The organism is Acidovorax sp. (genome assembly GCF_046339755.1).
GTDB lineage: Bacteria > Pseudomonadota > Gammaproteobacteria > Burkholderiales > Burkholderiaceae_C > Acidovorax.
In genome coordinates this window covers 1-22038 of the sequence record NZ_JBKDTZ010000326.1, presented here as the reverse complement: position 1 = coordinate 22038, position 22038 = coordinate 1, and the positions used below count along the sequence as shown (strand labels likewise).

Annotated in this window: 24 protein-coding genes and 1 pseudogene; 16 read left to right on the top strand and 9 right to left on the bottom strand. The window is 59.4% G+C overall.

The annotated features are described in order from the left end of the window. Positions 1–24 precede the first annotated feature (24 nt). From ACK59X_RS29000 to ACK59X_RS28980, 5 genes are all read left to right on the top strand, one after another. Positions 25–522: a cupredoxin family protein gene (locus tag ACK59X_RS29000; protein ID WP_179684622.1), complete on the top strand. Its 498-nt coding sequence runs from the start codon at positions 25–27 to the stop codon at positions 520–522. 41 nt (positions 523–563) lie between these two features. Beyond that, entirely contained in the window at positions 564–902 is a 339-nt protein-coding gene (locus ACK59X_RS28995) for a copper-binding protein (protein WP_179684621.1), read from the top strand. Between the two features lie 79 nt (positions 903–981). After that, a complete protein-coding gene (locus tag ACK59X_RS28990; RefSeq protein ID WP_179684620.1) occupies positions 982–1275 on the top strand; it encodes a hypothetical protein in 294 nt (97 codons plus the stop codon). Positions 1276–1401: 126 nt separating this feature from the next. Beyond that, positions 1402–1968 carry a hypothetical protein gene (locus ACK59X_RS28985; RefSeq protein WP_179684619.1) on the top strand — a complete coding sequence of 189 codons (567 nt, stop codon included), beginning with the start codon at positions 1402–1404 and terminating at the stop codon, positions 1966–1968. 145 nt (positions 1969–2113) lie between these two features. Then, positions 2114–3022 carry an NAD(P)/FAD-dependent oxidoreductase gene (locus ACK59X_RS28980; protein ID WP_409962002.1) on the top strand — a complete coding sequence of 303 codons (909 nt, stop codon included), beginning with the start codon at positions 2114–2116 and terminating at the stop codon, positions 3020–3022. A 92-nt stretch (positions 3023–3114) separates the two neighbouring features. Here the strand turns inward: ACK59X_RS28980 and cueR are convergent, their stop codons facing one another. Both cueR and ACK59X_RS28970 read right to left on the bottom strand, forming a co-directional pair. Beyond that, on the bottom strand, positions 3115–3669 hold the full coding sequence (gene cueR, locus ACK59X_RS28975) for a Cu(I)-responsive transcriptional regulator (protein ID WP_409962000.1): 555 nt from the start codon (positions 3667–3669) through the stop codon (positions 3115–3117). Positions 3670–3773: 104 nt separating this feature from the next. Further along, positions 3774–3965: a heavy-metal-associated domain-containing protein gene (locus ACK59X_RS28970; protein ID WP_057267483.1), complete on the bottom strand. Its 192-nt coding sequence runs from the start codon at positions 3963–3965 to the stop codon at positions 3774–3776. 182 nt (positions 3966–4147) lie between these two features. Between ACK59X_RS28970 and ACK59X_RS28965 the strand changes: the two genes are divergently transcribed. Continuing rightward, positions 4148–6556, top strand: coding sequence for a cation-translocating P-type ATPase (locus ACK59X_RS28965; protein ID WP_409961997.1), 2409 nt, complete (start codon positions 4148–4150; stop codon positions 6554–6556). Between the two features lie 155 nt (positions 6557–6711). Here ACK59X_RS28965 and ACK59X_RS28960 read toward each other — a convergent pair whose 3' ends face one another. From ACK59X_RS28960 to ACK59X_RS28945, 4 genes are all read right to left on the bottom strand, one after another. Continuing rightward, positions 6712–7341: an HAD family hydrolase gene (locus ACK59X_RS28960; RefSeq protein WP_409961995.1), complete on the bottom strand. Its 630-nt coding sequence runs from the start codon at positions 7339–7341 to the stop codon at positions 6712–6714. Between the two features lie 95 nt (positions 7342–7436). Then, on the bottom strand, positions 7437–8234 hold the full coding sequence (locus ACK59X_RS28955) for a metallophosphoesterase (protein WP_409961993.1): 798 nt from the start codon (positions 8232–8234) through the stop codon (positions 7437–7439). A gap of 309 nt (positions 8235–8543) precedes the next feature. Further along, complete coding sequence (locus tag ACK59X_RS28950) at positions 8544–9203, bottom strand: metallophosphoesterase (protein ID WP_409961991.1); 660 nt, start codon at positions 9201–9203, stop codon at positions 8544–8546. Between the two features lie 22 nt (positions 9204–9225). Continuing rightward, on the bottom strand, positions 9226–9606 hold the full coding sequence (locus ACK59X_RS28945; protein WP_409961989.1) for a hypothetical protein: 381 nt from the start codon (positions 9604–9606) through the stop codon (positions 9226–9228). A 240-nt stretch (positions 9607–9846) separates the two neighbouring features. Between ACK59X_RS28945 and ACK59X_RS28940 the strand changes: the two genes are divergently transcribed. After that, a complete protein-coding gene (locus tag ACK59X_RS28940) occupies positions 9847–10158 on the top strand; it encodes a helix-turn-helix domain-containing protein (RefSeq protein WP_409961987.1) in 312 nt (103 codons plus the stop codon). Here the strand turns inward: ACK59X_RS28940 and ACK59X_RS28935 are convergent. Beyond that, positions 10130–10594: a hypothetical protein gene (locus ACK59X_RS28935; protein ID WP_409961985.1), complete on the bottom strand. Its 465-nt coding sequence runs from the start codon at positions 10592–10594 to the stop codon at positions 10130–10132. The two genes, ACK59X_RS28940 and ACK59X_RS28935, sit on opposite strands and share 29 nt — an antisense overlap. 209 nt (positions 10595–10803) lie before the next feature. Between ACK59X_RS28935 and ACK59X_RS28930 the strand changes: the two genes are divergently transcribed. Beyond that, entirely contained in the window at positions 10804–11214 is a 411-nt protein-coding gene (locus tag ACK59X_RS28930) for a helix-turn-helix domain-containing protein (protein ID WP_409961983.1), read from the top strand. Positions 11215–11597: 383 nt separating this feature from the next. Continuing rightward, positions 11598–11707, top strand: a pseudogene (locus ACK59X_RS28925) (transposase domain-containing protein); the annotation flags it as partial. A 156-nt stretch (positions 11708–11863) separates the two neighbouring features. Here ACK59X_RS28925 and ACK59X_RS28920 read toward each other — a convergent pair. Continuing rightward, positions 11864–12751 (bottom strand): LysR substrate-binding domain-containing protein, encoded by an 888-nt coding sequence (locus ACK59X_RS28920; protein WP_086926349.1) that lies wholly within the window; start codon positions 12749–12751, stop codon positions 11864–11866. Between the two features lie 189 nt (positions 12752–12940). Between ACK59X_RS28920 and phnC the strand changes: the two genes are divergently transcribed. The 7 genes from phnC (at position 12941) to ACK59X_RS28885 (ending at position 19134) form a co-directional block, all read left to right on the top strand. Next, the gene (gene phnC / locus ACK59X_RS28915) at positions 12941–13762 is read left to right on the top strand and encodes a phosphonate ABC transporter ATP-binding protein (RefSeq protein WP_035242057.1); all 822 of its coding nucleotides are present in this window, start codon (positions 12941–12943) and stop codon (positions 13760–13762) included. Then, positions 13756–14631 carry a phosphate/phosphite/phosphonate ABC transporter substrate-binding protein gene (gene phnD, locus ACK59X_RS28910; RefSeq protein ID WP_024815577.1) on the top strand — a complete coding sequence of 292 codons (876 nt, stop codon included), beginning with the start codon at positions 13756–13758 and terminating at the stop codon, positions 14629–14631. The genes phnC and phnD overlap by 7 nt, the downstream gene beginning before the upstream one ends. Beyond that, positions 14628–15428, top strand: coding sequence for a phosphonate ABC transporter, permease protein PhnE (gene phnE / locus ACK59X_RS28905; protein WP_409961981.1), 801 nt, complete (start codon positions 14628–14630; stop codon positions 15426–15428). Before phnD ends, phnE begins: the two co-directional genes overlap by 4 nt. 17 nt (positions 15429–15445) lie before the next feature. Then, positions 15446–16459: a phosphonate dehydrogenase gene (locus tag ACK59X_RS28900; protein WP_086926348.1), complete on the top strand. Its 1014-nt coding sequence runs from the start codon at positions 15446–15448 to the stop codon at positions 16457–16459. Between the two features lie 732 nt (positions 16460–17191). Then, positions 17192–18124, top strand: coding sequence for a tyrosine-type recombinase/integrase (locus tag ACK59X_RS28895; protein WP_409961979.1), 933 nt, complete (start codon positions 17192–17194; stop codon positions 18122–18124). Between the two features lie 34 nt (positions 18125–18158). After that, complete coding sequence (locus ACK59X_RS28890) at positions 18159–18563, top strand: hypothetical protein (protein WP_409961977.1); 405 nt, start codon at positions 18159–18161, stop codon at positions 18561–18563. 127 nt (positions 18564–18690) lie between these two features. Continuing rightward, the gene (locus ACK59X_RS28885) at positions 18691–19134 is read left to right on the top strand and encodes a hypothetical protein (RefSeq protein WP_409961975.1); all 444 of its coding nucleotides are present in this window, start codon (positions 18691–18693) and stop codon (positions 19132–19134) included. 176 nt (positions 19135–19310) lie between these two features. Here ACK59X_RS28885 and ACK59X_RS28880 read toward each other — a convergent pair whose 3' ends face one another. Beyond that, the gene (locus tag ACK59X_RS28880; RefSeq protein WP_409962011.1) at positions 19311–21866 is read right to left on the bottom strand and encodes a Tn3 family transposase; all 2556 of its coding nucleotides are present in this window, start codon (positions 21864–21866) and stop codon (positions 19311–19313) included. Positions 21867–22038 lie beyond the last annotated feature (172 nt).

The following is a 22038-nucleotide window of genomic DNA, read 5'->3' as shown; positions in this document are numbered from 1 at the left end:
CCTGATTCACTCCACGAGGTACTTATGAAACGCACCCTTTCCCTGATCGCAACCTCCGCCCTGGTGGCCCTGTCCTTCAACAGCTTTGCTGGCGGCAACCACGGTGGTGGCCACGCTGGCGGCGGCGCCCATGGAGACGCAGAGTCCGCCATCGGTCAGCCCGGCAAAGCCGCCAAGGTCAGCCGTACCGTCAACGTCGAGATGGCCGACACCATGCGCTTCACGCCGGCGACCATCGCCGCCAAGGAGGGCGAGACCATCCGCTTCGTGATCAAGAACTCCGGCCAGGTCAAGCACGAGTTCAGCCTGGGCACTGAGGCCGAGCTCAAGGAGCACTACGAGACCATGAAGAAGTTCCCCGAAATGGAGCATGACGAGCCGAGCAAGATTTCCCTCGCACCTGGCAAGCAGGGCGAAATCATCTGGCAATTCACCAAGGCCGGTGATGTGAATTTCGCATGCCTGTACCCAGGCCACTACGACGCAGGCATGAAGGGCCAGGTCAAGGTCTCCAAGAAGTAACCCCCGTGTTGGTGCGCCAACCCACTGAACAAGGAATATTTATGAAGCAAACCAACACCGCTGTGGCGGCCGTCCTGCTGTCTCTGGCCGCCTTGCTGCCTGTCTCGGCCATTGCCCAAGCTGCAACCGATGCCGCCAAGTCCTCCACCGCTGCGGCCTCGATGACCGATGGAGAAATCCGCAAGATCGACAAGGACACCAGCAAGATCACCATCAAGCACGGCGACATCAAGCACCTGGAGATGCCGGGCATGACCATGGTGTTCAACGCCAAGGACAAGAGCCTGCTCGACAAGGTGCAGGTGGGCGACAAGGTCCGCTTCATGGTGGTCAGCGAAGGCGGAAAAATGGTCGTCACGGACATTGAGGCCGCCAAGTAAGCCCTGCCCATTTGTATGGAGCCCCCACGACAGGGGGCGCAGTTTGGAACCCATGCGGCGATGCCGCGAAGGAAAACTCATGAAGACTGTTCTCATTGCTCTCGCCCTGACGGCCGCATCGTCCGCCTTCGCGGCCGGCGACACCCAGGAAGCCACACCGAACACCAACTCCAAGGCGCAAGCGCACGGAGAGGAACACAAGAAGGCCCGCCCTGCGACCCCTGTCAAGCGCACGAACGATGGCAGCACGGCGCGGGGTGAAGGCTCGGGAGTGGCCGCCACCAGCAAGTCGGAAGCCCGCGGCCAAGACAAGGCCAACGAACGTGAATCCAAGCCACACAAGGAAACGAGCCAAGGAACGACCCCCAAGTAATGCACGCGGAGCGCGGCAGGAGGGAGATGACCGTCCTCCTGCCGCTGTCCGATATAGCATCGGCCTGCGACTCGTGTCCAAAAACACCGCCTTTGAAATCCATCAGAATGAACAGATGAGGCGGACGTGACCTACGCGCTTTTTGCGAATCTGGCTGAGGACACGAGCGGTGGTTGGTGGGACCTGGTACTCCGAGGGACTCTGGAGCAGTGCCTCTGGGCTGGCAACTCTGTCAAGGCTGACTGGGCGCACATCGTTCACATGGAGACGGGCGAAATCGCCCGTTCGAAAAAGCGCATTGCAGAAGGCCCCCCGCTTGACCTGGTTGCGTGGAACATGGGTCCCGATGCCGAAATCCCAGTTGCCTTCAACATGCTGCTTTCCTGGCAGGAGCTTTGCAAGCTGTCGGCCCTTGGAGGCACTCGATGGGTGCGCGCGCAGTTGGCCAAGGCCACTGCTTCGCCCGCACTAAATGAGGTAGCTACGGCTTCGGCAATGCTGCGATCTCTACAGGACTGCCCGTTGCCAGTGCTTGTGTGCGGTTCGCAAGCGAGCCTGGTTGAAGAACTGCAGCACAGCGGACTTGTGCGAGCTGAATTTACTTACGCGGACTCGCCTGAGGAAGACACGGCAATGGTGCTAGCCGTCACAGATAAAGGTTACGATTTGGTAGCTGGGAACGTATCTCGGTAAATATCCTGCCTGGCATCTGGCTGTTTCTAAAAATCTTGAGAATTGAATGCTTTAACTGGACTGAGCTCTTTTTTGTCGTTGAAGTGTTACTACTATGTTTCATGGCGACTGCTACATGGATTGAACCTTCCTCGAATGGAGTATAGTGGAAAATGATTTTCTTTCACCTTTAGACTGTGTAGTTGTCGGCGGCGGTGCCGCCGGTCTCACAGCTGCGATTTATCTCAATCGCTTCTGCAGAACAGTCCTTGTGATCGACTCTGGCTGCAGCCGGCTATCCCTAATCCCCTCCACGCAGAATTACCCAGGCTTTCCGTCTGGTGTAAACGGACAAGAGCTACTGAAACGGCTACATCTTCAGGCTGGCAGATTTGGAGCTTCCATCAGGAACGGCGTGGTGAGTGAAATATCAAAGGGCAAAACTCAACCCTTTGAAATACGTTCAGACAGCGTCAGCTATTTCGCAAAAACAGTTATCCTCGCAACCGGCTCCACAGATGTTGTGCCTCAAATTGAAGGACATGAAAAGGCTTTAAAAAACGCTTTTCTTCGTTATTGCCCAATTTGCGACGGCTTCGAAGCTATTGGGAAAAAAGTTGCTGTCCTGGGAGCAGGTCGCCACGGGGTGAATGAGGCTATTTTTATCCATCACTATGCCAAAGATTTGACCTACATCAATTTCCCTGATGGCGTTGCTGCGGAAAACATGGAGTTGTTAGCCGAGAGAGATATAAAAATATTTGATGGAAGTCCTAATTCTCTGGTTTTCGCCGAATACGGAGTTTCTGGTGTTTTTGGCGACGGTTCTCAAGCATCATTCGACGTTCTTTACTCCGCACTGGGGCTAAATCCGAACAACGAAATGGCGCGTCTTCTAAAGTTGCATCTTGACGTGGACGGGCAGGTTAAAGTTGATGATCATATGCAGTCTTCTTTAGAGGGATTTTTTGCCATCGGGGATGTTGCACATGGCCTAAACCAGATTAGCGTGGCAACAGGACACGCCGCAATAGCAGCAACTGCTGTTCACAATCTACTTTGCGGTCGCAAGTAGACGGGAATTTGCGGAAAATTCGGATTATTAGCCAGTAACGGCATACAGGTTGGAGCTTATTCCGAATTTTTACTTTTTTGGATTTACTTCAGTCAATGATTGCCATGATGGATGTGGACGCCACGCATCCAAGTCATGAGATCCAGGTGGCCGGTTGCGAGCGTTTCAAGCGCTGGGCTGCGGCTGTCATTAGAGTTCCGTCGCCGCAGTTTGACGAAATTTGCGCTGTGGCTTGGCTTCGTGGGGCTGCCGGCCGCCAGGTTGTCCAGGATCGCGCAGTCGGCATGATCATCGCCTGCGCACACCGCGACCAATTGCTCTAGTGCCGATTTCATCTCCACAATCTCCCGCAGCTTCTCCTGCAGGTCCGCCAGGTGGCGCTCTGCAATGGCCTTGACTTGGCGGCTGCTGCGTTGGGTGTCACCCCATTGGCCGATCAACTGAGCGATCTGCGGCATCGAAAACCCCAGGCGGCGTGACTGCCGGATGAAACGCAGCACCGAGACTTCTCGCTCGCTGTACAGCCTGTAGCCAGACTCGCTACGCTCCGCTTGGGGCAACAGGCCCGTTTGCTCGTAGTGGCGGATCATCTTGGGCGATACGCCCGCTGCTTTGGCAGCGTCGCCGATATTCATGAGTGCGGTCATGGTCGCTCCTGCGCATTGGGTAAAACACGATAGCCAGGACTTTGTGCCTTGCCACCGTGTCAATGTCAATACCCGCGAAGGCTCTCTCCGGTACTGGCGGGAGATCAGGCGGGCGGGTAGCCAGCCTCGGTCAGTGCCTCTGCAAGCGTCTGGCGGTCTTCTGTGCTTTGCACTGTGACCGTGCGCTTGGGCATGTCCACCTGAATCTTGCATCCAGGGTCCGTCATCTGCAGCGTCTGGCTCACCATCCCTGCACAGTGGCCGCAGGTCATGTCGGGAAGCTGGAATTCATGCATGTTTCACCTCGGGGAGAAAGTTAAGAGGGGCCCAGTCTGTGGCTTGTCACGGGGGCAAGGTCAAGGCATTGCATGGTCCGCGCTAAGCGCAACTGGCCCGCTTGTGTCTGCCCCCGTGTCAACCCTGAAAGTTCGCCCTGTGCCGGCCAACGCCGGGTTTGAACTTCACTTGGAGACCCGCCATGAATTCCGCTGCCCATGATGCGACGCTAGCCACATCCCTACCAACAGCAATCCTGGACCTGCCGATCCTCGGCATGACCTGCGCCTCCTGTGTCGGGCGGGTCGAGAAGGCTCTCAAAGCCGTGCCTGGCGTCCAGGATGTGACTGTGAACATCGCTACCGAGCGTGCCAGCGTGGTGGCCGCCTCATCTGTTGCGGCTTCCACTCTGGCCGCAGCGGTGCAAAAGGCTGGCTACTCGGTGGCCGAAGAGTCAGTGGAGCTGTCCGTAGGTGGCATGACGTGCGCTTCCTGCGTCGGTCGCGTCGAAAAAGCCCTGAAGGCCGTGCCCGGTGTGACGCATGCCGAAGTCAATCTGGCCACAGAGCGCGCGCAAGTCCGCTTTGATGCGGGCGTGACGGTGGAACGTCTGGTTGCGGCCATCGAGAAGGCCGGCTACCAGGCCGAGGTGATGGATGCGAATGCGCCTGCGGACCACAAGAGCCATGCAGAGCCCTGGTGGCCCGTCGCGCTCGCCGCATTCCTGTCTGTGCCCCTGGTGCTCCCCATGTTGGGCATGGTATTTGGCCAGGATTGGAGTCTGAGCGGATGGATTCAGCTGGCTTTGGCTACACCGGTGCAGTTCTGGCTGGGTGCGCGGTTTTACCGTGCAGGCTGGAAGGCGCTGCGCGCAGGTGCGGGAAACATGGACTTGCTGGTGGCGCTGGGTACCTCGGCTGGGTACGGCCTGAGCCTGTATTTACTGTTCAAGCACGCGGAGCATGGAACGCCCCATCTGTACTTCGAGGCTTCCGCCGTCATCGTCACGCTTGTCCTTTTGGGAAAGTGGCTGGAGGCAAGGGCCAAGAGGCAAACCACGGCGGCCATCCGGGCGCTGCATGCTCTGCGACCTGAAGTGGCGCGTGTGCGCACACCTGAGGGCGACATCGACCAGCCGCTCGCGCGGGTGAGAGTGGGCGACACGGTGGTCGTTCGCCCAGGGGAAAGAGTTCCGGTGGACGGTACGGTGGTCGAAGGCTCCAGCCAGGTGGACGAATCGCTGATCACCGGTGAGAGCCTGCCTGTCGCGAAGCATGTTGGAGACAAAGTGACGGGGGGCGCAGTGAACGCGGAAGGCCTGCTGCTGGTCCAAACGACCGCCATCGGCGCCGAGTCAACGCTGTCGCGCATCGTGCGCATGGTCGAGTCGGCACAGGCCAAAAAGGCACCTATCCAGCGCATGGTGGACAAAGTCAGTGCCGTGTTCGTTCCCGTGGTGCTTGGCCTTGCCGTGCTCACGCTGATGGGCTGGGGGATTGCCACGGGCAACTGGGAACAAGCGATCCTCAACGCCGTAGCAGTGCTCGTCATCGCATGTCCTTGTGCTCTGGGCTTGGCAACCCCCACCGCGATCATGGCGGGCACTGGTGTGGCGGCACGCCATGGCATTCTGATCAAGGATGCCGAAGCACTTGAAACAGCGCACCGCATCGACACAGTGGCATTCGACAAGACCGGCACCCTGACAGAGGGGAAGCCGACTCTGGCAGCCGCTGTCCCCGCCGAAGGCGGCAAGGAGCATCTGCTTCCGTTTGCCGCAGCCATCCAAAACGGCAGCGAGCATCCCTTGGCCAAGGCCGTGATGGACGCCGCGCGCACCCAGGGGATCGTGGTGCCCCGGGCCACCGAAGTAACCGCCGTGGCTGGCCGAGGGATGTCCGCTGTAGTCAAGGGGCGTCAGATTCGCTTGGGCAGCACCCGGTACATGAATGAGTTGGGGGTCGACACGCAAAGCCTTGCGGAAGCCGCTGCGCAAATGCAGCACCAAGGGCGTACCGTGTCATGGCTGGCCGATGTGACCGACGCGCCAGAGGTACTCGGGATGCTGGCGTTTGGTGACACCGTCAAGTCAAGCTCGAAGCAGGCCATTGCCCAATTGCAAGCCCTGGGTATCAAGACCGTGCTGGTGACCGGCGACAACCAGGGTAGCGCAGCGATGGTGGCTGGCGCTTTAGGCATCGACCAGGTTCGTGCCGATGTACTGCCAGAGGGCAAGGCCGGCATCATTGCGCAACTCAAGGGAGGAGGCAGGGTCGTCGCCATGGTAGGCGACGGCATCAACGACGCCCCCGCGCTGGCGGCAGCGGACGTGGGAATCGCCATGTCCACTGGCACCGACGTGGCAATGCACGCAGCTGGCATAACGCTGATGCGTGGTGACCCGGCACTGATCGCGGATGCCATTGATATCTCCCGGCGTACGTACGCCAAGATCCGGCAGAACCTGTTCTGGGCGTTTGCCTACAACGTGGTGGGAATCCCATTGGCAGCGTTTGGTTTGCTGAACCCGATGGTGGCAGGTGCCGCCATGGCTTTGAGCAGTGTGAGCGTTGTGACCAACGCCCTGACGTTGCGGTCTTGGAAGAAATAGGGGCCTTGCGCACCAGCATGCAGGCACGTGCAAACACCAGCAGACAAGCCAATACCTTGCGTACGCCCGGTGAAATCCGGCGTCAGCTGCCTGAAGCCGATTGCCCTTGTGGCCTCGTGCCTTTAAGCGCTAGTTAATCGGCCTACCACAGGGATCTACACCGCCCTTGACGGCAGTAAGCTGCCATGGACCCGCACCCACTCGCTGAACTCCCACAGATTAGCGTGCAAGGAATGGATCTGAGAGAGCTCCGGTCCGACGTTGGGGCTTCCGTTCGGACCGCGGCAGATCAGTGCGCGATGGACGCTCGGAGCGATCCCACGAAAGTACGGCTGGAAGTCATCAACGAACACCACTGGCCCAAGTTGTTCAATCGCATCAGCCTTCGGGCTTCGCGCTCCTGCAGCAACTCCCGTTGCGATCACGCGCTCGATCGGAAACCCCGCATCCCGCAGGTTCTTGAGGCGCGCCGCTTCGAACTGCTGGGCCAGAGCTGAGACACATACCAGCTCATAGCCCGCATCGTGCAGCCGATGACAGGCATCAACAGCTCGCTCCAAGGGGGGCACGCAAGACCAGAACTGCTCGTCCATGCAGGTCCGCAATGCTGCCAGGCGATCCCCGTCCAGAAACTCAACCGCCCAGCGGTGAAACGGGAAATAAGCGTCCTTGTCCCGCTCGACGGGGCGCTGGCCAAACGCCCGATCCCAGACCGAGGCATAGGCCAGGCCATAGTCAAGCAGCACCCCATCCGCATCCAGGGCGATGATTGGCTTGATGCTCATGTCGATGATCCTTTAAATACTCTCATTGCGATTGTGCAAGTGGCGCCGGCGAGTACGCCATCGGTGATGAGCTCTTCGCGTGCTTTCAGCCGCGTTCAGTCCGCATCCACACAGAAATCCGCCCGGAACTCCGGGTTCTGCATGCCACCGCCCCGGAGCCTGTACCCCCTGGGGTTGGTGACGATCCGGGTCCCCCGCACTTGGTAGTCCAGGCTCTCATGGATGTGCCCATGGATCCAGGTACCGGCCTTTCCCATCAACGCGTCCAGGTCGCTCGCGTAGCAAGGTGACAGCGGGTGCCCCTGGAATTCCTCCGGGATCGACTGGGCGTGCGGTGCATGGTGGGTGACCACCACCGTGTTCTCTGGATCACCCATGCCCAGTTGTTCATCCAGCCACTGCCTGCTCGCCTCGTGCCGGCGCCCAGCCATCGCCGGAATCAGGCGGTGCTTGTGCTGCCAGTACATCTCCAGTGGGCGAGTAATCTTGATCCGCTGGTAGTCGCTCATGCGATGGCGCGCTGTGTTCATCGCCATCAACTTTTCATTGGCGCCGTGCAGTGCGTAGTCCGTCCAGAGCGTGCACCCCAGAAACCGCACGCCGTCGATCACGACGGCATCGTCCTCCAGGTAGTGGACTTCGTGGTCCTTGGCCAGCTTGCGCATCACATCGATGTGTTTGTCCCAATGCTGGCCGTAGAACTCATGGTTGCCGTCCTCGTAGATGATGGCCTTGTCCGAAAAGGTCTCACGCGCCCAGCGAAGCCCGCCCGTGCCTTCGGTGGTGTCACCTGCCAGCACGACCACGTCGACGGTTTTGAGAAAGTCCGGGTCCAGCTGCAGCTTGAAGGGACACAGGTCCAGGTGCAGGTCCGAGTAAACGAGCAGTTTCATGGAGGCTCCGTGTAGGCGTTGCGCGGACTCATGGCCAACTGCGGCGAGGCATCTTGCGCGCCCTGGCCGTCGGCACGAAGCCAGCGCGCTGAATGCGTGCGGAAACCAATCTCCCTTTCAGCAGCATCCTTGGTTTGGTTGTGATCACGAACTCTGGTGGTTCGTCCCCGTCAGCGCTACTCCTGGCCAGCGAGAAGTACACGCGGGCTCCCACCTTCCAACCCATGCCCGGCGGCAAGGGGATGCGGTTGCGACTGTCGATGTGCGCTCTGCGCTCGGGCTCGAATCGCTTACTGAAGGATTGAGGGTTCAAAGGCATAACAATCCTTGGGTGACGTCCCAGCCCACATTCACAAAATGGGTGATTTCGGTGGGAGCCAGCACGTCGCGGTGCAAGTGGCCGTGGTAGTTCACAAGCCTGCGGAAACCGTGGTCCACCGTCGCCGGGTAGTGGCTCGCAAACACGGTCCGATCCAGCATGTCTTGCCAGAACAGAAATGGGACCACTGCCTCGAACAGTGGTTGCCGCCCCTGCAGCGCGCGTTCCCTCACGTAGAGGCACTTGCCATTGCGCTTGAGGTCGTGGTTCCCGAGGACCAGGACCTTGCGGCCCGGAAGGCGTCGGATCCATTCCATGGCCTCGTCGTGGTCGCCCATGGCAAGGTCCCCGAGGATCAGCAGCCATTCGTCATCCTTGACCTTCTGGGCCTGGGTAACGAGGTGCTCGTTCATCTGCGTGACATCGAAGAAAGGCCGCTTGCTGTACTCGATCACGTTGGTGTGGCCCAGGTGCAGATCGGATGTCATCCAGACCCGCTCGCCGCGGGTCAGGGCGCTCAAGATCTGTGAGCTGGCCTCGTTGATGGTGTCGGGCCTGGCCAGGTCCAGCAACGCTGCGTGCACATCGGGCCGGGATCGCTCCGTGGCCAGCGTGCGCTGAAATAGGTTCAGTGCGTCGTTGAAATGCATAGTGCTTAGCTAGGAAACGGAACTATTGCAAGGGTGGCAGCAACCCGCCACCATGGTCTGGCCACGAGCCGACAGACACCGCGTGCCAGACGCCATCGCTCACGTCAGCAGAAACCGTCCCGATGGCAAGCTTGCCACGCAGCTCCATCAACATCCGCAGCTCCATGTCTTCTTCGGGCGGTGCTGCGAGGTGATAGTTGCGACCCGATTCCGTCTTGACCATTGCGCTCGCAAGATCGATGGCAGCCAAGGCCGAAGTAACTCTGAGTGTCATGGGGCCCAGCATCGCGACGATGTGCAGCGTCCCGGTTCCACGTTGAAGGATTCGCCAATGGTCCAGTTGGACCTCGGGCTGAACTTGAACATCGGGGGCGGGACGCTCATTGAGAAATTGAATCTGCACGATGCAGGACCTTGTTTTTGATCGGATAGGCGAACAGGCTGTGGTTCCCGTTTGCGGTGGGTTCGCTGCAGTGAGCTGCAGCCGTGCTTTTTGTCCAGATCTAGGATCAGTCCAAGGTTGAGCAGACTCAGGTTTGAGGACTCCGCAGCAGCCATTCAGAAGTGAAAATCAGCAAATTGCCACCAGAATGCGACTAGTTGGACGTGGTCTTTTAAGTCGCCATCGGCGGAAATCGAGTGAATGCCCACTCGAAAGTCAGATCCGCCAAAAGCTGCTGTTGGTCGCGCGCTCAAGCAGCTGCGCGACGCTCGCGGCTTCACGCAGGAGGATCTGACACCGGCGATCAGCCGGCGGCACATTGGGCGTCTCGAGCAGGGCGAGCAGCTCCCCAGCATTGGCATGGTGGAGCACCTCGCTGAAGGCCTGCAGGTTCATCCAATGACTCTCCTTGCAGTGGCATACGCGCGCAGATTCGATGCAGCATCGATTGAGAAGGTGCTGAAGTCAGTTCGAACCGATCTCTCTACACTGCTGCCTGAGGACGTTGCTTAGCCCTTTTGGGCTGAGATGGAGAACTGTCTCCGACCATGATGGCTTCAATTCCTGTCAGCATGGACAACGATTCGTCGTCGTTTGGGCGATTGAGCAGTCTGTTCACGATCTCGCGGTCTGCGGCCATGCTGAGCACCATCATCACGTCGCGTAACTGCTCAAGGCTGCCTTCAAAAATGAGTTCGCCATTTACGGGAGGCGACGGATGTGCCTTTGCTATCAACAGCAACGCCATCGCGATCGCTGCATTGGGTTCGCCGTCGGGACCTCGTGTGCCTTCTCCCCACAGCATGGCCCGAAGTTGATCTGAAACACACACCAATTGGCCGTCGCTGAGGCTTCTTGGAAGGATCGCGTCAAAGCCACCGGTTTGAAGGATTTCTTCCAGGTCCATCTCGCTGAAATGGCCGATCTGTTCTTTGTCTAACTGCAACATACTCGTCAAATATTTAGGGGACTAGTTGGTCCTGTTTGGGACTGAGCGTGCGAAGATAGCTGAACTTTCTCCGCGCAAAACCCGTTTCAAGGCGGTCCAGCGCAAATGGAAAGCTCCCACTTGCCTTGCGAAGACATCTGCGCAATCAGAGTGTTGTTTTGAACTTTCGCTGCCACTCGCCCTTGAAGAATCGATTGGATCTTTCCCGCTTGGTTGAACTCGACAGCCAGTTTCGCGAACTAGCGAAGCTGCAGGGTCCTGGCACGCCCAGGAGCGGGTGGGTGAAGACTGTGCGCCTGGCTCTGGGCATGAACTCTGAGACCTTGGGTCGACGCATCGGCATCTCTCCGCAAGGAGTCAGGCAGCTTGAAAAGTCGGAAGCTGATGGCTCAATTTCTCTCAACACCCTGGCCAAGATTGCAGATGGGTTGAACTGCGACGTGCGGTACGTTCTGGTGCCCAGGATCAGCTTGGTCGACCAGGTGATGGCGCGAGCCATGGAGCATTCCCAAGGCGCGGTTCCGATGGGGGCAAGCAGCACCCCGATGAACATTGACGGCCAGTCGCTGGTTGTGCTCGCCTCGCTTCTTTCACGCATCGACCAACGCGCATTTTGGTAGCCGGCGTTGTGGCTTGCTGCGTATTTCGGTCGCTGCTGGTCAGCGGGGGCGAATTGAGTTGGACAGCCGCAACGGCGGGAACTGGACACCGAGAACGGCTCTAGTGGCCATGCCCAGGTCGTCGCCGATGAGCAGCTTCGCCGAGTCGCCTTCTTGGGTGATACAGGACACTCGCGCGACCAGCTAGACTCCCGCTATCGGCCGAGGCTGTCCTTGCGCACGCTACCGCTCAGTGGCGGCTTTGCAGCGGTTGCTGTCGGTCGCGGCCGTGACCTGAGTTCACGGTGCCTGGCACAAAGCTGTCATTGGCTCACCCAGCAGCGCGGCAGCATCGATGACCGGTATCGAGGGAGCTGCAGTCATGGTCTAGCACACGTCTCCCCATGAACGGGCACGACCCTACGCCTACCTGCGCGATGTCATGGCACGCCTGCCCATGCAGCCCGCCACCCAGATCGGCGAGCTGCTGCCATACCGCTGGCAGTCAGCCTGACAGCGCATATTCAGATACACGACCGCGCCCCGCAGTCAAGATGGGATCGCCGCGCGATTACGGGCGTCCTACAACCCTTAACTTAAGTCGGCCTACAGGCGAACAGTTGCCCCTCGGTCCCATGCCCCACGGCTGCATGGAATCCAAGTTCCATACCTAGGCAATTTTCTGACTTACGCTATGCGCCAAACCCAGGAAGGTCGAGATCAGAGGAGCTTGATGCCGCTCCTTTCTACAGATGAAGTGCACCTGTGTCGCCATGCTGGTGTCTGAAATAGTTAACTTAACAAGGCGAGGATCTGGCCTGTAGGCTGTTTCCGCCACGACGCCTAGGCCCAGCCCCTCCGCCACCGCCTCTCGAACGGACTCGCGGCTGCCCATCTCCAGAGCCACCTGCACCTCGACGCCTCGCTCCTTTAGTTCTTGTTCAAACACGCGTCTGGTCGTCGATCCTTCCTCTCGGATGACGAACCTCTGACCCTGCAGATCACGCAGTTTGAGAGTGGCCCGTTGCGCGAGTGAGTGTTGGGTGTTGCCGAATATCACCAATCGCTGGGTACGGTAAGCCGCGCCAAATAGATCTGGGTGAGCGACGTGATTGAGCACCATGCCCACGTCTCCCTGGTAGTCAAGAATCTTTTCGGTGATGGTTCGCGAGTCGCCTACGCCAACAGCCACGTTGACCTGGGGGAACTGTTTCATGAACAGCTTCAACACGGGCAGCACGTTGTGCGGCCCGATGGCATGGATGACCAGTCGCCCTACGTATTGATTTTTCGCAGCAGCGAGCAGTGCGTGCGCATCTTCCTCGCCACTGAAGGTACGCCGGGTGTAGTTCAACAGAGTGCGTCCAAAGGACGTGAGTTCAAGCCGCCGCCCGCGCCGATGAAACAACTCTACGCCGAAGTCGACCTCCAGGCGCTGTATGTGTGAAGAAACAGTCGGTTGTTGAATAGCGAGCACTCTCGCGGCAGCGGTCATGCTGCCGGCTCGGGCCGTTGCGTCAAAGGCCTTCAAGGCTGCGAGGAGGCTGAGTCCAGACATTGATGTGATCTATGGGTGTCCTCATTTTTAGGGATGAAAGTTTCATATTCATGACACCTTGGTCACCCAGACTTGAGCTGTGCTTCCACTGAAGCTGTTTCTTCCAGAACCTCCTCTTTCCCGAGAGATACCTCTGACCACTTGAGTCCTGGTGTGCGTCTAGCGCACCACAACAAATGAAACCGAGCTATGAAAACTGCAATTCGCGAGAGCCATCTGAGCTTGCGGGGTATCACGGTGACCTATGCCGATGGTCACACAGCGCTTGCGCCCACCTCGCTGGAGGTACAGCATGGCGGGTTCCTTGTGCTGCTGGGCGCGTCGGGCGCGGGAAAGTCAACGCTGCTGCGCAGCATCAATGGCTTGGTTAGCCCCACAGACGGAGAGGTGTCGGTGGCCGATCTGCCGGGCGGCACCGTCTCAAAACGCAACCTTCTTGAGCATCGGCGCCACTGCGGCATGGTGTTCCAGCAGCACCACCTGATCGGGCGGCAAAGCGTGCTGGCCAATGTGTTGATGGGCAAGCTCGCCACCCGCGGATCTCTGGCGTCGTTGTGGCCTTGGAGCAAGGCTGACAAGCTGGAGGCGCTGGCGGCCATTGACCGCGTAGGCCTGCTTGAGAAAGCCCTAGCACGGGCAGACACCTTGTCTGGTGGGCAACAACAACGCATTGGCATTGCGCGTGCCTTGGTGCAAAAGCCCCGCCTGCTGCTGGCCGATGAGCCGGTGGCCAGCCTCGACCCGGCGACCGCGCAGAGTGTGTTGACCCTGCTTCACGACATCTGCAAGAAAGACCGACTCACGGCCATCGTGAGTCTGCATCAAGTCAACCTCGCGCGCATGTTCGCCGACCGCATTGTGGGCCTTCGCCAGGGCCAGGTGGTGTTCGACGGGACAGCAGCGCAGTTGACGGAAGAAGCCCAGTCTGCCCTGTACGCGAAGTCGTCACCTGCCAACATGGGCAGTCAATTTGATTCCCCCTCTCAATCCAAGGAGTTTTTACCGTGCTGAATCGTCGCCGTTTCCAATTTATCGCTGCCGTCACTTTGGCCGCCCTGTTGCCACTTGGCGCCCATGCCGAGGGCAAAAATCCTTCCAAGCTTCGCGTTGCACTGTTGCCGGACGAAAACGCCGCCACCATCATTCAGAACGCACAGCCTCTGAAGCGGTATCTGGAGCAGACCCTGAAGAAGGAAATCGAGGTCACGGTGACCACGGACTACTCGTCGATGATTGAAGCCATGCGCTTCGGCCGCATCGAGGTCGCCTACTTTGGACCGTTCTCTTACGTGCTTGCCAAGTCCAAGGCGCCCAACATTGAGCCATTTGCCGTTGGCGTGGAGCGCGGCTCGCCGACCTACCAGTCGGTTCTCATCGCCACGGCAGGCGGCCCGGTCAAGACCCTGGCTGACGTTCGTGGAAAGCCTTTTGGCTTTGGCGATCAGGCTTCGACGTCCAGTCACCTTGCACCGCGCGCGCACTTGCTTAAAAACCACCAACTGAACGGCGAGACTGACTACCGCCCCGTTCACCTGGGCACGCACGATGCCGTGGCCCGAGCTGTTCAGGCAGGGCAGGTTCCCGCCGGCGCTCTGTCAAAAACCATTCTGGACAACCTCATCGCAAAGGGCATGGTGGATGCCAACAAGATTGTGCAACTTGAACTGTCGGCACCCATTCCGAACTATCCCATTGCGATGCAAGGTAATCTCACGCCGGAGCTCAAGGAAGCCATCCGAGCCGCCTTTCTTCAGATGAAGGACGCCGAGATTCTCAAATCATTCCGTATCGAGGCCTTTGCCGCTACCGATGACAAGGCCTACGACATTCTTCGCGACACAGCACAGATTCTCAAGCTTGATCTGGGACGCATGAAATGACATCGGTAGCCTTGGAATCCATCATTGCCATTGACGGACAGCGGCGACTCAGACGGCTGGGCGCAGCCTGCGTAGTCCTGCTCGTTTGCACGCTGGCATTGTTTGTCACCGGTTTCTTTGACGCGCAGCGTTTCATCGAAGGGGCTCCTGCCATTCAGCAGTTGGCCTCTGAGATGGTGCCGCCGAATTTCGAGCGCTGGGAGCACTGGGTCATTCCATTGCGTGACACCTTAGCCATGTCGATCGCAGGCACGGCGCTGACCGTTCTGGCGTCGTTGCCGCTGGCCCTGGTGGCGGCGCCCAACACCGCGCCGAATGCGGTGGGTGGGCGAATCGTCAGAACCATCTTGGCTGCATTTCGGTCTGTGCCTGAAATCATCCTGGGCATTCTGTTCGTCGCGGCCGTGGGCTTTGGGGCATTGCCTGGTGTGCTGGCGTTGGCCCTGCATTCCACGGGCATGGTGGCCAAGTTCTACGCCGAAGCCATAGAGCACGTGGACCCGAAACCTCTGGAGGCCGCTAAGGCCGCGGGCGCAAGCCGGTTTCAGGTCATCACCCATGCTGTGTTACCGCAGGTTTTGCCCCAGTTGGCGGACATCACCATCTACCGATGGGAATATCACTTTCGCGCATCGGCAGTGATGGGCATCGTGGGTGCGGGCGGCATTGGCTTTGAACTCATGGCGGCTCTGCGCCTGATCAAGTACGACGAAGTCTCCGCCATTTTGCTGTCCATCCTCATATGCGTGCTCGTGGTCGACGGCATTGGGTCGGCGCTTCGCAAACATCTGAAATAGAAAGAGAGAGGAAGGTAATGATGCCGAAAATTGTGGTGACGCAGCCCATCCATGAAGCAGTTCTGGCGCGTCTTCGATCCGCCGGTGATGTAGTGATGAATCAAGGGCCTGAGCCCTGGAGCGAGGAAGAGCTTTACCTCCACCTGAAGGACGCCGACGCCATGATGGCGTTCATGCCTGACCGGGTAGATCAGCGAACCCTGTTGCACGCTCCCAGGCTCAAGACCATCGCTTGCGCCCTGAAGGGGTATGACAACTTTGACCTCAAGGCATGTGCGCAAGCCGGTGTCAGCGTGAGCTTCGTTCCTGACCTGCTCACAGAACCCACGGCAGAACTCGCCATTGGGCTGGCCATCGCCGCCGCGCGCCATGTGCTGGCAGGTGACGTCAGTGTTCGCAAGAGCTACGCAGGATGGCGTCCCCAGCTGTACGGAATGGGGTTGCACGGCTCGATAGTGGCGGTCGTCGGACTTGGCGCCGTTGGGCGGGCCATTGTGGACCGTCTCTGTGGCTTCGGGTGCGCTCAACTGCTGGGCGTGGACCCGCATGGTGATGACGAACGCCTGACCATGGTGAGCCTGGGTGAGGCCCTGTCGCAATCCGACTATGTCATTCTGGCCGTTCCGCTGCTGGACGTAACGCGTCACCTCGTCAATGACACCATGCTTGAAGGTGTTCGGCGGGGGCAGATCCTGGTCAACATTGGGCGAGGCTCGGTTGTGGACGAGGCTGCCGTGGCACGGGCGCTCAAGGACGAGCGCCTGGGTGCCTACGCCGCCGATGTGTACGAGATGGAAGACTGGCTGCTGGCAGACCGTCCACGCCAGATTCATCCGGAACTCTTGCAACACCCCTCCACGGTTTTCACACCCCACATTGGTTCGGCGGTGAAGAAGGTTCGCCGAGCCATCGAGTTGCAGGCTGCTGAAAATTTGCTCGTTGCGTTAAATGGTAATGAGCCGCTTGCACACTACGAGGCATCGCACCGAGCGGCTCATGTGGCAGCTTCGCACTGCTCGGTGCAGCCATGAGGTCACCACACCAGAGAATGCTTTTGGACGTTCTATGGTTCTGGCCGATCTAATTCTTTGAGAAGACCTTGGCTACGTGTTTCGGACCCGCGGGCCAACTGCGGATGCTCTTCGCAATGGTTCCGATAAGCCGTGCCGCCAAGTATCCGGGGTGGGATTCCCCCGGTTTCTCGGACGGTTTTCTGGGATCGTTGCCTACATCAACACCGACCGCAGCGGGTCGGGAGAACCAATTCATCCTTGGTGTGATCAGTTGCTCCTGCTACCTTGCCCGGCTCGCATCAATAGAGTGACCGGTCTGAGCAACAAAGCGGTCGCTTGAGACCCTGCTCGGCCAATGACCAGTTGCGCAACACGCGAACTTTCAGGCGTTAGGTTCGAGTGTCGGAGATCAGCCTGGAGCGGTCGTTGACTTTCACTTCCCAAATGGCCGCGTCTGACCGATTGCCGAAGTCTAGCCGACCGCCCCGACTGTTACTCAGCGAAGAGTTAGACAATCTGCCGACCTCCGACCGCGGTGTCGAACTCGGTGTCCACGGTACCGAGCCGGCTGTCCAGGAGATCCGAAATACGCAGCTTGCAGTTGAAGAGGTCCCGAAACACGTAGGCGGGATATTTCTGACGGACCCGGCCCGCGGGTCGTTGTGAAAGCGGCTCGAACGCCTATAGTGCCGGCAGGTGGGCCTGTTCTCGGTGAGATGCGGCTTCGGGGCCGAGTGCAAAGGAGGCGTGGTGGGTGAACTGGATGACTATCTGCAGGCTGCCGACCGTGAAACCACGGTGCGAAGTTACGCAGCTGCGATCAAGCACTTCGAGCAGGACTGGAAAGGGCTTCTGCCGGCCACCAGCGATACAGTGGCTCGCTACCTCGTGGCTTACGCGAGCACGCACAAGGTCAGCACCTTGAGGCAAAGGCTGGCGGCGCTCGCGCGCTGGCATGCAGAACAGGGCTTTGCAGACCCGACCAAGACACCGGTGGTGCGCAAGGTGCTCAGGGGCATTGTGGCGAAGCACCCGGCCAAGCAAAAGCAGGCGCGACCACTGGAGCTCGATCAGCTCCAGAAGATCTCCGACTGGCTGCAAGCCGAGCAGCGCGCGGCACGCGAACGAGGCGATGAAACAGCCTTGCTGCAACTGACGCGCAACCGGTCCATTGTGCTGCTGGGCTTCTGGCGCGCGTTTCGATCCGATGAGATCGTCAACATGCGAGTGGAGAACGTGACGGCCGTTGCCGGAACAGGCCTGACCTGCAGGCTGGACAGGAGCAAGACGGATCGCGCGTTGGAGGGCCGCACTTTCCATTGCCCGGCTCTGTCCCGGCTGTGTCCTGTGGACGCCTACCTGGAATGGATTGACGTCAGCGGCCGCCAGGCGGGCCCGGTGTACTGCAGCATCGACCAGTGGGGCCACATGTCCGATCGACCCATGCACCCCACCAGCCTGATTCCCTTGCTGCGCAAGATGTTCCATGACGCCGGCGTCGAGTCTGCCGAGGGCTACTCGAGCCATTCGCTGCGGCGCGGATTTGCCGGATGGGCACGCGCCAGTGGGTGGGACATCAAGGAGATGATGGAGTACGTTGGATGGCGTGACATGGAGTCGGCATTGAGGTACCTTGATGTCCCAACCGCGGGACTACAGGAGCGCTTCGAAAGCGGCCTCTGACGTTGTCTGGACAACTCTCCAACCAAAGGCCAGCATGCAGCCGATTCTTGCCCCTTACGTGCGCACCTTCGTCGACTCCCTGACGGGTCTCCCGGTACTGCCTTCATCGGTGTGGCTGATCGGCTCGCAGGCCAGTGGCCGAGCCCAGGCGGGCTCGGACACAGACCTGCTTGTGTTCGGCTCATCCGGGTTTCTCGCCGCTGTGCGCGCGGCATTGCCCCAGCCGAGCGGCATCGACTGCTTGGTGGTGGTGAACGGCAACGACTTCGAAGAACCCTGGCAGGACAAGCGTGGAGCCCTGGCCCGCTGGAATTGGGTCTTGAAGTCAGCCAACGAAGCCCAGTACGAGGGGACCAAATTCATTGAAGATCAGCCTGGCGGGACGCTCGGCGAATTTAAGACTCTCCAGGAGAGAGCCATCCGCATCTGGCCCAGTTGAAGCCGACCTGCAAACGAATCTTGCCAGCTGAAGGCTGGCGGGCAACTCAACCGATGTTCGTTGGCACCCAACGCAACGAGCTCGCTCAACCGTGAGCCACTGAGCCCATCAAATTCTGGGAGATGAGATGCTTCTCGTGTATGTGGACACCGGCGGAATGCTCAAGGAAGTGGCCGCCTTGGAGGCTGCGGGCCTTCTGAAAACCCATTACTTTCCTTTCGAGCAGCGAAATCGCCGGGTCAAGACCTTCGTCCCCGGCTCGGGCGCTACCTGGAAGCAGAGCAATCTGAGTTGGAAAGAGGCTCCTGGAACCTGGAACGACTACAAATCGTCCGCTCTCTTCGAACCGCTACGCAAGTTGTTGGGCGCCCAGGTCGACGCACAGCACCTCGATTCGGCGGCCAAGGCCGGTTGCTCGGTCTTTCTCACGAGCGACAAGACAGACATTTGGTCCAAGCGCGACGCGATACAGGCGCTCGCCAACATCCGGGTGCTCCACATGCCTTCTGAGCTGGTGACGCTTGGGCAACTGGCGCAAGCGGGGGTAAACGTTGGGCCGCCAACGGAATAATTTGCGCCCTGAACGACTTCTCCGCCGAGCGCCAAATAGCCTACTTATTTAGTCGGGCATTTCCTTTTTTGCACGGAATAAATGAAATGGCGAAATGCAAGGGTGCGCTAAGTCGTTGATTTATATAGAGCAGCTTTCCGATTTTGCAGACGGAAATGCAAAACGGCGAAATAGGGTCATTTTTCGGCCCGTTTTGCGGGAGCGCGTTTCGAGGCCATTTCGCCCTTCAAAAGCACGCTGGCATACCGGGCAACACTGAAGCTCATGGTGCCCCGGAAGTTGATGTGCCCGAAGTGGACCGGCCCGATTCGGCGCAGGATGCTGTCGTCAATGCGTTGCCCGCTGGACTTCAGACGATCTACGGTTTCCTGCAGTTTCATCGTGTTCCAGCCGATCACGACGTTCGTCAAGAGCGCATGCGATCCCGAAATCGACTTGAGTTCATCGCGGCGGCGGCCTCTTTCGGCGGTGATTCGACCGTAGTAGATGGCCCGCTGAAGGAGGTGCACCGACTCACCGCGGTTGAGCAAAGTGTGGATTTCCCGCCGGAAGACGTCGTTGGTGAAATAGTCGCACAGGAACACCGATCGCAGCAGGCGGCCGTACTGGTCCAGGCAGCGGCGAACGTCATCCCCGGCCGCTGCGCTCCCGTGGCGGGCCAGCGCCCAAGCGACGCTCACGCGGCCAGACTTGATCGAGGCAATAAGGCGCATAGTCTGGTCCCAGCCTTCCCGGATAGCTTTTTCTGTGATGGCTGGTATGGCGATTTGCTCGAGGGCCTCGGACACCTTGATCGAGCGGGGTGTCCAGATCTTGCGGTCTGGTAGGCCGGCCAACTGGGGGCACAAGTCGAACTTCAGCAGCTTGGCCACGCTCATGCCTGAGTAGGTGTAGCCGTGGGTGTCCACCGCCAAAAGGTCGACTTTGATGCGGTCTTCGCTGTTCGAGTTGTAGGCTTCGATCCCATGCACTGCCGGCGCGTCCTGGCGCGTCAACAACACGATGGGTTGGTCAAAGATGACCGGGTAGCTGCCCAGGATATGGGTGTAGATGCCTGCCGCCGCGGTCTTGCGACGGGGATCGGTGCGGGCAATGGACAGGTGGCGAGTTGCGTCGAGCGCCATCATGTCCGAGGAGGCCTTCTTCCCATCGCTCCACAGCTTGACGATCGGAAACCGCTGCTGGAATGCCACCACGCTATCGTTGGCGGAGCGCAGCCGGCCAGGCGCCTCGAGCATGCGCATGGCGGCCGATACGCGGCTGACGGGCACGCCGGGAATCATGGCTGCTGCCGCCTTGGCGTCGATCTCTGTGCCGTGCGCGAGCAAGCCCGCATACAGTGCGATGAGTTCTTCGGCGTCTTCCGGCTGGCGGCCCAGCAGCATGGTGCTGATTTGGGTCCGACTGTCGATCTCCAAAATGACGTCCGGCAGCTGGGTTGCGCCAATCAAGTCGCTCAGGCGTTGATTCGTGTGTCGAAGTTCCGGGTCTTCCTCCGCGGCGCGAATCGCAGGTATACGCACGCAGCCGTCTTCATCGATCTCAAGCAGGCCTTTTTCCAGCCCGACCTCCACATCGGCAAGGCCGGAACGCAGCAGCTCGTACTGGAGGTCAAGCGCTTTTCGTGGATCCAGTTCCAAGCCATAGGCTTCGCAGAGGGCGACCTTGTCGCGCTCCCACTCGTCCTGCGGAATCAGCAAACTCGCCTTGTTCTGGTAGGTAGCGCTGTGGTTCACATACAGGCTTCCTTCCCGCAGCCCTTTGCTAATGCGCATTAATGCGCAACCTTCGAAAGCCCTGAGTGCCGCCTTGCGATCAGGAACATCGAGAAAGGGGCGCCATTTCGGTTCGACCAGGGAGGTGTCAAAGTCAACTGGAAGCTCCTTGGCGCCTGCTGCGCGCAGCGCCTGCAATGCCAACACCAGGCGGCTGTCGGCATGCTCGGGATCGCCCTTTAAGTCCAGGCAGCCCATGCCGTCCAGGATCGTGCGAACCTGAGCGCTCTGCTCGGTCAAGGTTTCCCGGACAACCTCAGCCTGGCTGACCAGCGGACGGCCCAGCATATCGTCAGCCAGCGCCATGATGGCTGCCAGCCGTTCATGCGCCTCACGCCCGCTGTCCGCAGCAATGCTCCGCATCGATTCGATGGAATGGCGGTACTCGATTGCACGCTGTGCCTGTTTGGCTTGGACACGCTTTTTAGCCCTGTGGACGAAATCGCTGGTGTGCCGATTGTTCCGAAAAATCGCCTCATCGCTGAGCTCACCGAGCAGGTGCTTGAGGAAGCACACGATCTCGATTGAGCGGGTGTCCTCGATGCGGCGTGCGGTTTCGGAGGGCGGCCGATTGACCACGGCCTGGGCGAACGCATGGATGCGCCCAATCGAGAGCCCTTGCAGGTCCCACAGGTGCACGCCCAGCGTCTTGAGCGCATCAATGCGTGAGTTCACTTCTTTGAGGCCCTTCACCCCGTGTTTGCCGGCCGATTGCTTCAACCACTCCAGCAACGAGATGCCAGGAGTCGGACTCTCTTCGTGCATGACCTTGAGCACCGCGCGAAGGCGTACTGGAGTGACCGCTGCTCGAATTGTTGCCAGGGCCAGGTTCTCGACAACCTGAAACGCAGATCGGGCCAGGTCGAGCACCACACGCTGGCCTGGCAGGACGATCCTGTTGTCGAAGAGCCATTCCTGGGCGGAGGCGAGGAGTTCATCGACGGACGAGGCGTCGATCGCCTGCTGCGACAGGGCCGCTTTGAGGCGTTCTGAGGTTGCCCCTGAAAAGTGGAGTTCTTAACCCTTGTTGAAAATACCGACAAGGAGTTGAGCAATGAGTGACAAGCAAGTGCGTGCGCAGTACACGCGGGAGTTCAAACTGGAGGCGGTTCGGCAGGTGCGAGCTGGC